Consider the following 13,645-nt stretch of genomic DNA (forward strand, 5'->3'; position numbering starts at 1 on the left):
TCCTATTGTGGTTCGCAGCCGGCTGACCGTCCTGTGTTAGTACCGAGTTGGACAGCCRCCCGGTCGGTTTCCCCTGGTTCGGGGTCCGGGTACGGCCCGCTCCGGAGGTGTGCCGAAGGGTCGCCGGCCATGCGCGGATCCCCGCCGACCTGCGTCGCTCCCTCGTCCGGCCTGCCTCCGGACCTCCCTCCGGACTGCGTCTGACCTGCGTCTGACCTGTGCGGGAACACCGTCCGGGCTTCCCGCGGACGTCGTGTCGGACCGGCGTCGAGAGTGCTCTCGGCCTGGGACTGGCTCTGTCCGGAGCTGTCGGAGGGCCACTGTCCGGAGCTGTCGGTGGAGCGCGCCGCGGGGAGAGCGCCGCGGCGCAGGCACGCCCGGGTGACGCCGTCCGAAGGTGGGAGAGGGGAGACGCCGTCGGTGCCGTATCGTGGACTGATACCCCCCAGGGGTACGCACGGTACGGACGAGTTGTTCGCTAGCCCGCGCGAAGGGACGGACGATGAACGCTATGACCCGAATCGGTGGATTCGGTCTCGCGCTGGCTGTGCTCTTCGGTGTCTCCTACGTCGTCGGGACGACGATCGGACCGTCCCAGGACGGGGACCGCTCGGGCGGCACGGACGGCCACGAGATCTCCGCCGCAGCCGGCGGGGCGGCGGGCGGCGGGGCGGACGACATGCTCGACGCCCTCAGGCCAGGCGGACTGGCGATCTCGGAGGGCGGCTACACCTTCGACCCCGACGAGCTGACCTGGCCCGCCGGGCGCTCCCGTGCGTACACGTTCCGCATCATCGGCCCGGACGGACGGCCGCTCACCGCCTACACCCGCGCCCACGAAGCGGACCTGCATCTGATCGTCGTCCGGCGTGACCTGACCGGCTACCAGCACCTGCACCCGACCCGGGACGCCGCCGGAACCTGGAGCGTCCCGCTCCGGCTGGCCGCCCCGGGGGTGTACCGGGTCTTCGCGGACTTCGCCCCGGCGGTGTCCGGTGCCGGCGGCCACGCCTCCGACACCCCTGACGGCGCGCCGGCATCCATGACTCTCGGCGCCGACGTGACCGTGGGAGGCAACCTGGCACCCACGGCGCTTCCCGCGCCGTCGACCACCGCCACCGTGGCCGGCGGATACACCGTGACCATGAGTGGGGAAGCCGACCGGCGGGAGGGGAGCGAGCTGGCCTTCGTCGTGGCCCGCAACGGACGGCCCGTCACCGACCTGGAGGAGTACCTCGGGGCGCTCGGCCACCTGGTGGTGCTCCGCGAGGGCGACCTGGCCTACCTGCACTCTCACCCGCTCACCCGGACCCGCCCGCCCACCGCCACCGCCACCGCGAGCGCTACCGCGGGCGCGGGGCCTGCGGGGGCCGCGGCGACAAGTGCCGCCACCGGCGATGGCGACGAGGACGGYGACTCCGCCCTGTCGTTCGCGACGCGCTTTCCGTCCGCCGGTTCCTACCGGCTGTTCCTCGACTTCAGGCACGCGGGGCAGGTACGCACGGCCGAGTTCACCATGACGGTGGCCGAGGGCGGCGGCGTCTCCACTCCCGGCCCTGCCGGGACGCGCCCGCCGCAACACACGCACTGATCGTGTCCCGCTGACCGTTCCCGTCCCGCCAACCATGTCCCCGTGGGAGATCCGATGAGCCCAACGGCCACCGAACGACGTGAGGTCGACCTGGTGATCGGTGGGATGACCTGTGCATCCTGTGCGGCTCGCGTCGAACGGACGCTGAACAAGATCAACGGTGTGACCGCGACGGTCAACTACGCGACCGAGAAAGCGAAGATCAGCTTCCCTGTCACGCTGCCGACCGAGCACCTGGTCGCCCAGGTCAGGGCCGCGGGCTACACGGCTGCCGTACCGCCGCCCGCCGTCCCGCGGGCGGCCGTGCGCCCAGCCTCGCCAGCCGTACCCGCCATGCAGGTTCCGCCGCCCGGTGCCGCGAGCTCCGCCGCCGACCGCGCCGTCCATGGCGACCGCGAGCCGTCGGGCGTGACCGGCAGCCCCGGCGAGGGCCGTGGCCCGGCAGCAGCAGGCCCGGCCACGGCCCCGCCGCCGATGCCCTGGCCGGAGCTGGTGCCGGCTTCCGCTCCCGAGCCGGACGACGGGGACAGCGCCGGCGCGGCCCGGGTGCGGGCACTGCGGGACAGGCTGGTGGCGGTCGCCACGCTGACCGTTCCGGTCGTCCTGCTGGCGATGGTCCCGGCCCTGCAGTTCGACTACTGGCAGTGGCTCTCGCTCGCGCTGGCCGCGCCGGTGGTGCTCTGGGGCGCCTGGCCGTTCCACCGCGCGGCCTGGATGAACCTGCGGCACGGCGCCGCGACCATGGACACGCTCGTCTCGACCGGCACGCTCGCCGCGTTCGGCTGGTCGTTGTACGCGCTGTTCCTCGGTGACGCGGGCGAGCCCGGAATGACCCACGGGTTCAGTCTCGCCGTGACCCGCGGGGGAGGGGGCGACAACATCTACCTGGAGGTGGCGGCCGGGGTCACCACCTTCATTCTGGCCGGACGGTATCTGGAGGCGCGGGCGAAGCGGCGAGCCGGCTCGGCCCTGCGTGCGCTGCTCACCCTCGGCGCGCGTGACGTCGCGGTTCTCTCCGATGGCAGAGAGATACGGGTGGACGTCGACCAGCTCGACGTCGGTGATCTGTTCGTGGTCCGTCCTGGCGAGAAAATCGCCACCGATGGTGTGGTCGTCGAAGGCGCCTCGGCGGTCGACGCCTCGATGCTGACCGGCGAGTCCGTGCCGGTGGAGGTCGGTCCCGGGGACGCGGTGACGGGTGCCACGCTGAACGCGGGCGGGCGGCTCGTCGTCCGGGCGACCCGGGTCGGGGCCGACACGCAGCTCGCCCGGATCGGCCGGCTCGTCGAGGAGGCGCAGACCGGCAAGGCGCCGGTGCAGCGGCTCGCCGACCGGGTCGCCGGGGTCTTCGTCCCGGTCGTGATCGCCATCGCGATCGCCGCCTTCGGCTACTGGCTGGGCAGGGGAGAGGGGCTCACCTTCGCGTTCACCGCCGCGGTCGCGGTGCTGATCATCGCCTGCCCCTGCGCGCTCGGCCTGGCGACTCCCACCGCGCTCATGGTCGGCACCGGGCGGGGCGCCCAGCTGGGGGTGCTCATCCGCGGGCCGGAGGTGCTGGAATCCACGCTGCGGGCCGACACGATCGTCCTGGACAAGACCGGAACGGTCACCACCGGCGAGATGACGCTGCAGGACGTCGCCGCCGCCCCGGGCGAGGACCGCGACGAGGTGCTGCGGCTCGCCGGCGCGCTGGAGAGCGCCTCCGAACATCCGGTCGCGCGTGCGATCAGCCGGGCCGCCGCGGGGGCCGCCGCCCGTTCCGCCGAGGAGCTGCCCACCGTCGCGCAGTTCGCGAACAGGGAGGGGCTGGGGGTCCGCGGGGTCGTGGACGGGCACGCGGTGCTGGTCGGCCGCCCGAGGCTGCTCAGCAGCTGCTCGCAGCCGCTGCCGACCGCACTGGCCGAGGTCGCCCGGGAAGCCGAGGCCGCCGGGCGCACCGCCGTCGCGGTGTCCTGGGACGGGCGGGCCCGGGGAGTGCTGACCATCGCCGACGTGGTGAAGCCGACGTCCGCCGCCGCCATCCGCGAGCTCCGTGGGCTGGGGCTGCGTCCGGTCCTGCTGACCGGCGACAACGCGACCGTGGCGGCGAACGTCGCCGCCGAGGTCGGGATCGCCCCCGATGATGTGATCGCCGAGGTGCTGCCCGAAGGCAAGATCGAGGTCGTGCGGCAGCTGCAGGCCGCCAACCGGGTCGTCGCGATGGTCGGCGACGGGGTGAACGACGCCGCCGCGCTCGCCCAGGCCGACCTGGGGCTCGCGATGGGCACGGGGACGGACGTCGCGATCGAGGCCAGCGACCTGACGCTGGTCAGCGGTGACCTGATGGCCGCCGTCGACGCCATCCGGCTCGCCCGGCGGACCCTCGGCACCATCCAGGGCAACCTGTTCTGGGCGTTCGCCTACAACGTCGCGGCACTTCCCCTCGCCGCCGCCGGCCTGCTGAATCCGATGCTGGCCGGTGCCGCGATGGCGGCCAGCTCGCTGTTCGTCGTCGGGAACAGCCTGCGTCTGCGCCGCTTCACCTCACGCCGGGACGCCTGACCGCCGCGCCGGCGGCACCGATCAGTGGCGGACGAGCTCACCCGGGTGCTCTTCGGACGCCGCCGGCGGGCCTGACGCCGTCCCGGAGCCGCCTGCGTGGAACTCGTCCGGCGCGGGCTCGGGGCTGCCCTCACTGCTGGCGGGCGAGGCGACGTCCGGTGCCGCGATGTCCGGTGCCGGGAGAGGCTGCGCGGCGAGGGGCGGCGCGGCGAGGGGCGGCGCCTGCGGAAGCTGCGCGGCGACGGGTGGTGATGTTCCGGCCCGACCGGCCCGACCGGCCCGACCGGCCCGACCGGTGCGGGCCTGCATCGCGGCGGCGGTCGGCAGCCACCAGGCGGACCTCCCGAGCAGCCGCAACGCGGCCGGCAGGAGCACCAGGCGGACCACACCGACATCCAGCAGCAGCCCGAACGCCAACAGGATGCCGACCGGACGCAGCAGCGGATCGGCCGGCAGGGCCAGCGCGGTGAGGACGACGACCGCGACCGCCGTGACGGCGGCGGCGGTCGGCGCGCCCTCCCGGTAGCCGGTGGTGACCGCCGTGCGGGGGTCCGCCGCCCGGGCGAACGTCTCCCGCATCCGGGACACCATGAAGACACCGTGCCCGGCCGTGAGGCCGACCAGAAGCCCGACCGCCACCACCGGGAGGACCGCGGCGACCGGTTCCTGCCGCCCGATCCCGAGCGGGCCGGCGAGCCAGCCCCACTGGAGCAGCGCAACGGCGGCGCCGAAAGTCCCGACGAGACTGAACAGGGAGCCGAGCGTGACCGCCAGGGCGGCCGGCAGGCCGCGCAGCGCCAGGGCGAGCGCGGCGGCCGTCAGCCCGACGGCGAGGGCGAGACAGAGCGGCAGTGTGTCGGTCAGGCGCTGGGCGACGTCGATGTCGATCGCCGTCCGGCCGCCGACCGTGAGCCGGGCCCCCGTGGTGACCGCGAGGCCCGCGGCGCGGCCGCGGATGTCGTGCAGCAGCTCCGCCGTCGCCGGATCACGCGGCCCGGAGAGCGGGACCACGGTGATCGTCGCCAGGCCGTCCCCGAGGCGGGGTTCGGTCGTCAGCGCGACGTTGCGCATGCCTCCGACCGTCCCGCGGATCTGCTGGACCGCGTGCTCAGGGTTCGGTAGGCCGGCCGTGTCGATCACCAGGAGGAGCGGGCCGGTGAACCCGGGGCCGAAGACCACGCTCAGCTGATCATGAGTGCCTCGGAGGATCCCGTCCGAGGCGGCGGTGACGCTGTGGTCGAGGGGCCCCGGCCGCAGATCGGTCACCGGCAGGGCGACCGCGCCGAGCACAGCCAGACCGAGGAGCAACGCCCGGACCGGCCGCCACGTGACCGTCCGTGCCCCCTGTGGCCTTCGTGCCCCCTGTGGTCGTCGTGTGCCCTGTGGTCGTCGTGTCTCTCGTTCGCCTCGCGTACCGCTCGGGGCAGCCGCGGGCTCCCCGCCTGTGTCGTTCGCCCGGACCGCGCCGAGCGCGGCGACCGGCAGTGTGAGAGCGACGCAGACGGAGAGGGCGACGCTCCCGGCTGTCACCAGACCCAGCACTGTCAGCATCGGCACGCGGGTGACGGCCAGCGTGACGGGCGTGATCATCATGATCAGGCCGGCGACGGCAACATCCGCCCCGGTGGTCCGCAGCGTGCGTCCGGCCGCCTCCGCACCCCGGTGTCCGGAAGCGACCTCCTGCCGGAACCTGGCGGTGACGAGCACCGTGAACCCGAGCGTGGTGACGAGCCCGACCGCCAGCGCCGGTGCCACGGTGGCGATGTCGAAACCCGCCCGGACGACCGCCTGCCGCGCGGCGAAGCCGCCGACAACGACGCTGACCAGGCCTGCGACCAGGGCGGCCCCCACGGCCGGGAGCAAGGCGAGGACGGCCGTCGAACCGGAGGTGGCTGCCGACGCGGCCGCGACGGCGAGAACGACGGCGAGAACGAGGGCCAGGGCGAGGAGCCCGGTGAGCACGGCACTGGGCGGCTGGGACCACTGCTCGGCCGCCGGCCCCGTGATGTCGACGGTGATCCCGGCATCACGTGCCGGCCGGGCCGCCGCGATCAGCGCATCACGCGTTCCGGCGGCCAGATCCGGGCTCGTCACACTGAACGTGACCAGCGCGTACGCGGACCGGCCGTCGCCGGCCAGCCCGCTCTCGCCGGCCAGCCCGCTCTCGCCGGCCAGCCCGCTCTCGCCGGCCAGCCCGCTCCTGGCGGCCTGGCGGGTGTCGCCGGGGACGGCGTCACCGAGGGGGTCGCCCACCCGCGCGACCTGTGGGACCTCGCGCAACGAGGCCAGAGTGCGGTCCATCGCGGCCCGGTACCGCGGGTCGGCGAGGGTCGCCCCGCCGCCGACCCGGGCACCCAGGCGCAGGACGAACGACGCGGTCGCCGCGTCCCCGGCCTGGGCGGCGGCATCGGAAGCCGACCGGCGTTGGCGGATGAGATCCGCGGCCTGCGCCGACCCCGTTCCGGGCAGGGCGGGCCCGGCGAGCGCGGCGCCCGCGGAGTGGCCGGGACGAAGGCGGAGGACGCCGTCGACCGACCCGGACATCCACACGGCACCCGTGCCGGCCAGCACGAGGAAGGCCAGCCACAGCCCCAGGACGGCCCGGCCGTGCCGGTGGCAGGACCGGCCGAGGCGGTACAGAACGGTGCGCACAAGCTGTCTCCTTGCGGGGTGTTGCCCGCCGTCGTCGCGGATTTCACGCGGACGTGCGCCCAGCCCCTCGGAGTCGGCCCGTTCCCTGACCGTTCGGCGGTGCCCGATGGTGACTTCGCAGGACCGTACTGCGATCACCCGCCCACGATGCGCCRCCCTGCGCCCCGCCGCCCGCTTTCATCTGGTATGGGATGGTTCGTCCGTCACTGCCGGGGCTCCACGGGTGGTTCTCGTCCCGGCGTGGGACCAACTCGTCCCAGCGGGACAACGCCCGGCCCGGACCATGACTGGTCCGGCGAGGGCAGCTGTCGCCCGGAGTGGCCCCGAAATGGTGGGTGCTGGGCCACAATGGGCCCGCCGATCCCGATCTGACAGGCCCGTGACGTGCGGGATCGGTCTCCGTAACGGCCATTTCGGGCCGCTGTGGGGTGTTCGCGGGCCGGGACGGGAGAAGAAGATCGTGACGGTCGAACTGGTGGACCGCCGGGTGGGCACAGGCGCCGGCAGGCTCAAGCTGAGCGCCACGGCGCTGGACCTGTTCGCGCAGCGGGGCGTGAGCGCCACCTCACTGCAGATGATCGCGGACGCGGCGGGTGTCACCAAGGCGGCTGTCTATCACCACTTCAAGAGCAAGGACGAGATCGTGCTCGCCGTGGTCCGGCCCGCGCTCGACCACCTCACCGAGGTCGCTGCACTCGCGGAGAGCAAGCGGTCACGGTCCGCCCAGGTCGACGCGGTGATCCGCGGCCTGGCCGACCTGGTGATCGGCAACCGGCGCCTCTACGGGCTCATGCACGGGGACCCGACCTGTGCCGCGATCCTGCGGGAACGCTCCGGGTACCCCGTCCTGGCCGAGCGCCTCGTCGCCGTGCTCGCCGGCCCCACACCTGACGTGGGGTCGGTGATGGCGGCCGGCATGCTGCTGACCGGATTACGCGGMGCGGGGATCGATCCGCGGGTGACAGCGCTGGACGACGAGCAGTTCCGCCGCCATCTCGTGGACTGCTCCCAGCGGCTCATCCGCGCCCGGCGGCCGTCGGCGGGCTCAGGCCGGTCCCCGCGTCACCCTGGCATCGCACCCCGGCACGCGCAGGCTTCCGACGCCGCCCGCGCCCTGGACGTCACTCCGGTCTCTGCTGGTCCCACCGTTGGTCCCACCGTCGTCTCCCGGACTCCCTCCGCCTCCCTCACCGCCGCTGCCACGGTTCCCGCCACGGTTCCCGGCGCCGTCCCCGGTTTCGGTGCCGCCGGCGAGGACGCCGCCGCGAGTGCTGTCCCGCTCGACGAGCGAGACGGGTAGCACCATCTCCCGGGCGTCCGCCTCGCCGCTCACCATCTGGATCAGCAGGCGGGCCGCCTCGGCGCCCAGCCGGTGCGGGTGGCGCGCCACCGACGTGAGCGACGGTTCGRTGAGCTCGCCCCAGGCGATGCCGTCGATGCCGATCAGCATCACCCCCCCGGGCACATCCCGCCCGGCCTGGCGCAGCGCCTGCGCGGCACCGACCGCCTGGAGATCGTTGGTGCAGAAGATCGCGTCGACCCGCGGGTCGGAGGCGAGGATCTGATCCGTCGCCCAGCGACCTCCGTCGAGCGTGTAGTCGCTGGCGAGGGACCGCCAGGGAGGCATCGAGCGTCCACTGGCCTGCAGTTCGGCGCGGAAACCGGTGCGCCGGGCGCGGGCGGTCGTCAGGTGCTCCGGGCCGCAGATCATCGCGATGCGGCGCGCCCCGCGGGCGAGGAGGTGCGCCGCGGCGAGCCGACCGGCGGCGAGGTCGTCCGAGAAGACCCCGCCGGCGCCGGTCACGGCCAGCCGCTCGTCACATGCGACGACCGCTATCCCACTGTCGATCATGTGCTGGACCTGGTCGGTGTGGCCGGATGTCGAACAGACGAGCACGCCGTCGGCGGCGCCCGCCATGCGGTCGAGGTAGTCGGCCTCGCGAGCGTCGTCCAGGTTGGCGCTGGCCAGGAAGACGGCCCACCCCAGGGACTGCGCCACCGTCTCGACGCCGTGGGCGATCTGGGCGAAGAACGGGTTCTGCGCGTCCGGGACGACCAGCCCGACCGCGTGGCGGGTCGGTGTGCGGGGCGTGTGAGCCCCGCTGCCCGGCCGGTAGCCGAGCCGGTGGGCCGCGGCCCGTACCCGGGCGCTGGACTCGCCGCTGACCGACCGCCGACCGGCCAGGGCGTTGCTGACCGTGGAGACGCTGACGCCGGCAAGTGCCGCGACCTCGCGGATCGTGGCGGGCCGCTTCACCGCCGCTTCCCGGGACGTAACGCGCTCGATGTAGCGGTCGGTAGACATCACCTCCATTAAAGGTCGATGTCGCCCGTCCGGGAGGTCGCGTCGGTCACGCTGCTCACCCGCAAGGAACGCGAGGGGTGACTGTCGGGGACTCCAAGGGACTTTTGACGTGCTCTTAAGGATCGCTTAGGCCTGCGTTGATGGGGTGGAAAGGCCGCAGCGCGAGAGAGCCCCAGTCCACCCGTCGGAGGTAACCCCCATCCTCCGACGGGTTCCCGGCCCGGGTCGTGGTCCGTCCCAACCACGGCCCGGGCCACAGGCCCAGGCCCGCGCCCGCGTGGCAGCTGCCGCGGGCGCTGTCGATCAGGCCGTGCTCACGGCCGTTCCGAGCCGGTCGACGGCCTGACGCAGCCGGGCGAGGGTCTTCTCCCGGCCGAGAACGGTCATCGACTCGAACAGCGGCAGGCCGACACCACGGCCGGTGACGGCAACCCGGACAGGCGCCTGCGCCTTGCCGAGCTTGAGGCCGTAGCCCTCGCCGATCCTGACGAGCGCCTCGCGCAGCGAGTCCTCGTCCCAGGCCACGCTCTCGTAGCCGGCGGCGACGTCGCGCAGCAGCTCCCGGGCCGGGCCCTTCATCGCCTTCGTCCACGAGGCCTCGTCGATCGACACCGCGGGAAGAAAGGCGAAGTCGACCATGGGGACGATCTCTGACAGCACCGACACCCGGGTCTGCGCCAGTGGCGCGAGAGCGGCGAAGACCTCCCGGGAGAAGGCCTCGGCCGGCCACGGCGGCGGCGCGATCTCGTGCTCGCCCCCGCCCGGGCCCATGCCCGCCGTCGGCGTCAGCCAGGGCTCGCAGGCGGCCATGAACTCCTCGACGCTCATCGCCCTGATGTACTCGCCGTTGAAGGCCCGGAGCTTCTTCTCGTCGAAGAACGCAGGGGAGGGCTTCACGTCCTCGAGCCGGAACGTGCTCTCGATCGTGGCGAAGGGCACGATCTCCTCGTCGCCGGGCGGCGCCCAGCCGAGGAGCATCAGGTAGTTCTTCATTGCCGCCGAGAGGTACCCCTCGGCGCGGTAGGACTCCAACGCGACCTTGTCGCGCCGCTTCGACAGCTTCTGCCGCTTCTCGTTGACGATGACCGGGACGTGCGCCCACACCGGCGAGGTGGCGCCGAGCGCTGCCCACAGCAACTGCTGCTTCGGCGTGTTGGGCAGGTGCTCCTCGCCACGGATGACGTGGGTGATGCCCATGTCGAGATCGTCGACCACGTTGGCGAGCAGGAAGACCGCGGATCCGTCCGCGCGGGCGATGACGAAGTCCTCGATGGTGTCGTTCGGGAACTCCGGCGTGCCGCGGATCACGTCGACGACCACGGTCGTGCCCTCGTCGGGTGTGCGGAAGCGCAGCGCCCGGCCCGGGCCCGGGCCGAGCCCGCGGTCCCGGCAGAAGCCGTCGTAGCCGCGCTGCGCGTTCCYGGTCCGCTCGGCGAGCAGGTCACGGGTGCAGTCACAGTGGTAGGCCTGCCCCGCGGTGAACAGACCGGCGGCGGCCTCGCGGTGCCGTTCGGCCCGCTCCGACTGGAACAGCGGGCCCTCGTAGCCGCCCGGGCTGATACCCAGCCAGTCCAACGCGCTGATGATGCCGGCGGTCCACTCCGGGCGGTTACGGGACGCGTCGGTGTCCTCGACGCGGAGTACGAAGTCGCCGCCGGAGCCGCGGGCCACCAGCCAGTTGAACAGCGCCGACCGTGCGCCGCCCACATGGAACATGCCGGTCGGCGACGGTGCGAATCGCACCCGCACCCGTCCAGAGCTCATGGTCGCCGAGCGTACAGGTCGACCGGGTCCGGGCCGACCGACGTCACCGGGACTACAGGAGATCCGGACCAGTGGCGTGGAACGGCGCCGACGGCTCGTAAAATCAGATGGCGTGACAGCGCCCGCTCGGCTGGCCGGTCGCGACCGTGATCCCGGTCGTGGCCGTCGCTCCACTGTCCGTGAGTCGAGACCTCGGGCTCCGGGGGTGAATTCGGCGCTCCCGGCGCCTGCCGATGTCGTCGACCTGCCCCGGGTGYAGGTCGGTGCCCAGCCGCAGCATCTGCTGACGACCCTGCTCGGTGACTACTGGGCCGGGTGCCGCGAGCACATCCCATCCGTCGTGCTGGTCAGCCTCCTCGCGGACTTCGACGTCAGCACCGTGGGTGCGCGGGCCGCACTGAGCCGGCTTTCCCGGCGTGGCCTTCTGGAGCCGTCCCGGATCGGCCGGAACACCTACTACGGGCTGACGGCCGAGGCCTCGCTCGCCGTCCGGGAGTCCCTGAACCGCACCTTCGGCTTCGGTCTCCGGCACGAACCGTGGGACGGGCGCTGGACCGTGGCGGCCTTCTCCATCCCGGAAGGGCAGCGCGACGTCCGCCACGCGGTGCGGGCGCGRCTGCGCTGGTTGGGCTTCGCCCCGCTCTACGACGGGATGTGGGTGACGCCCCGCCTGGTCGGGGAGGCGGSCCGGCGGGTCTTCGCCGAGCTGGGTGTGAGTGCTTCCACGGTGCTGATCACCACCTCCGAGGCGAGGCGTACCGACCCGCGCCCGCCGATGGCCGCATGGGACCTCAGCGAGCTGCAGCGCACCTACGAGGATTTCGTCAGCACCTACGCCCCGTTGCTGGAACGGGTGCGTCATGGGGACGTCCAGGGAGCGGAGGCGCTGGCCGCGCGGACCGCGGTGCTCGAGTCCTGGGCGCGTTTCCCGAGCCTCGACCCGGACCTGCCGATCGATCTTCTTCCCGGCCGCTGGCCTCGTAGGGAGGCCCGGACCGTCTTCGCCGAGATCTATGACGGACTGGCTGCGCCGGCGGTGACGCGGGTCCGGGACCTGCTCGCCGTCGTCTCGCCGGACCTTGCCGATCTCGTCCGGCTCCACACCACTGTCGGCTAGTGCCGTGACCGGCAGGGGCCGCCCCGGCCGGTGCGCCGGCCGCCGATGACCGCATCGCCGAGACCCTTCTCCGCGCGCCGGTGGCGGTGCGCTCAGCCTGACGCGCCCCGCGGCAGGGGCACCGATGACCTGGCGACCGCCGCCCTGCCCTGCCCTGCGCGACCGACGATCTCCGGTGGCAGCCCGAGCAGGTCCAGGACCGCGCTCGGGGGCTGGGTGGGTGTGGTGGCGATGTGGGTGCGCCAGTGTGTTTCGGCGGCGTCGGGTTCGTGGTGGGTGATGAGGTCGAGGAGGTGGGTGTGGTCGTGGTGGTTGTGGGGGGCRGGGTGGGGGGGTGGGGTGTGGGTGTCGAGGATGTGGCGGAGCATGYCGGCGATCATGGTGAGGGTCTGGTTGCCGGCGTGTTCGAGGAGCTGGTGGTGGAAGTGGTTGGGGTCGGGGTGGGTGAGGGCGGTGTGCAGGGCGGTGAGGGTGGTGTCGGTGTGGTGGGTGGCGAGGAGGCGGACGGCGGCGGGYTCGAGCAGGGTGTGGGCGGTGTGGACGTCGGCGACGGTGGTGTGGCGGTGTTCGAGGACGAGGCCGGCGTAGCGGGCTGCGACCTGGCCGTCGGGGGTGTGGACGCGGGCTCCGCCGTGGGCGCCGCGGCGGACGGAGATGAGGGCTTCGGATTCGAGGACGCGGAAGGCTTCGCGCAGGGTGGGGCGGGAGACGCCGAACTGTTCCATGAGGACGGCTTCGGGGGGCAGGGCGTCRCCTTCGACGAGTTCRCCGCGGACGATCTGGCGGCGGAGCTGGGCTGCGACGAGTTCCGCGGTCTTCGGCACCCGGATCTGCTGGCGAGCCAGGCCGCTGCGGGGCTCAGTCCGGGCCGCTGACGGACCGCTCGTACCGGGTGCGTTCCGACCGTCATGCTGCTGCGCGGATACCRTCATTCTTCCGTGCCTCTCGAGAACGGTCGCAGCGCATGGCGCCGTGGGCATTCCGGCGCACCGCCGGTACCGATGAATGGGGTCGATTTTGACACCAACCCGGGCACGGTGCTGCCGCCGAGGCCGGTTTCTCCGTCTGGCAGAAAGAACGATACACGGTTCGGAATCGAGGGAGTGCCCAGTGTGCTGCCGGGTATGTGGTCCTCATGTGCTTCGGTTCGACCGCCGGCCGTGTGTCGCCGAGGCTCTCCGTCTCGCTTCCGTTCCTGTTGCCGGTGCAATCAAACCCGCGCTGCGGATAGTCCTGTGCCTGTGCCCGTGGCTTTGTCTTCCGGCGTCACAGGCCCCTGCCGGCGGCGCCACGGGCGGCTTTTCCCCATTGAGACACCGGTGGTGGCTGGGGTAACCGGGTTACTGTGCGAGCCCAACGACTGAAGGCTGGTGGGTGCGGTCCCGGCAGCGGCGTCCCGCTCCTGCAGCACCCCGCTCCTGCACCACCCGGAAACGTCCGTCGGCGTGCCCGGCCACCGGTGTTCCCAATCACGCCGCGCTGCGGACCAGGTCCGTACACCGTGCCCCACCCGGCAATACGTGCGCGTCGCAATGAGGCCGGCACCGCAATAGGGCCGGCATGCACTGCGCCCGGGACGACAATGCGTCCCGGGCGCAAATGCAGCCAGGTATGCGACAGTCGAGCCCGCAAGGCTGCCGGCAGGCGATGCGAGCGGCGCCGGCCGCCGGGTCAG

Annotated in this window: 7 protein-coding genes and 1 pseudogene; 4 read left to right on the top strand and 4 right to left on the bottom strand. The window is 73.0% G+C overall.

Translation table 11 applies throughout. The annotated features are described in order from the left end of the window. Positions 1–511: 511 nt before the first annotated feature. The gene (locus CC117_RS08665) at positions 512–1,591 is read left to right on the top strand and encodes a hypothetical protein (protein WP_084131764.1); all 1,080 of its coding nucleotides are present in this window, start codon (positions 512–514) and stop codon (positions 1,589–1,591) included. 54 nt (positions 1,592–1,645) lie between these two features. Continuing rightward, positions 1,646–4,132, top strand: a complete 2,487-nt coding sequence (locus CC117_RS08670; protein ID WP_071083228.1) for a heavy metal translocating P-type ATPase — start codon at positions 1,646–1,648, stop codon at positions 4,130–4,132. Positions 4,133–4,153: 21 nt separating this feature from the next. On the opposite strand, the gene CC117_RS08675 is transcribed toward CC117_RS08670, so the two are convergent. Further along, a complete protein-coding gene (locus CC117_RS08675) occupies positions 4,154–6,784 on the bottom strand; it encodes an MMPL family transporter (protein ID WP_071083229.1) in 2,631 nt (876 codons plus the stop codon). A gap of 328 nt (positions 6,785–7,112) precedes the next feature. On the opposite strand from CC117_RS08675, the pseudogene CC117_RS40075 reads away from it, so the two are divergent. Then, positions 7,113–7,427: pseudogene (locus CC117_RS40075) on the top strand (helix-turn-helix domain-containing protein); the annotation flags it as partial. A 402-nt stretch (positions 7,428–7,829) separates the two neighbouring features. Here the strand turns inward: CC117_RS40075 and CC117_RS08680 are convergent. Continuing rightward, entirely contained in the window at positions 7,830–9,089 is a 1,260-nt protein-coding gene (locus tag CC117_RS08680; protein WP_241829943.1) for a LacI family DNA-binding transcriptional regulator, read from the bottom strand. A 303-nt stretch (positions 9,090–9,392) separates the two neighbouring features. Next, entirely contained in the window at positions 9,393–10,853 is a 1,461-nt protein-coding gene (gene gltX / locus CC117_RS08685; protein ID WP_071083231.1) for a glutamate--tRNA ligase, read from the bottom strand. A 205-nt stretch (positions 10,854–11,058) separates the two neighbouring features. Between gltX and CC117_RS08690 the strand changes: the two genes are divergently transcribed. Next, entirely contained in the window at positions 11,059–11,970 is a 912-nt protein-coding gene (locus tag CC117_RS08690; RefSeq protein WP_071083232.1) for a PaaX family transcriptional regulator, read from the top strand. 92 nt (positions 11,971–12,062) lie between these two features. Here the strand turns inward: CC117_RS08690 and CC117_RS08695 are convergent, their stop codons facing one another. After that, complete coding sequence (locus CC117_RS08695) at positions 12,063–12,902, bottom strand: FadR/GntR family transcriptional regulator (RefSeq protein ID WP_071083233.1); 840 nt, start codon at positions 12,900–12,902, stop codon at positions 12,063–12,065. Positions 12,903–13,645: the final 743 nt, after the last annotated feature.

It is taken from the genome of Parafrankia colletiae (genome assembly GCF_001854655.1).
GTDB lineage: Bacteria > Actinomycetota > Actinomycetes > Frankiales > Frankiaceae > Parafrankia > Parafrankia colletiae.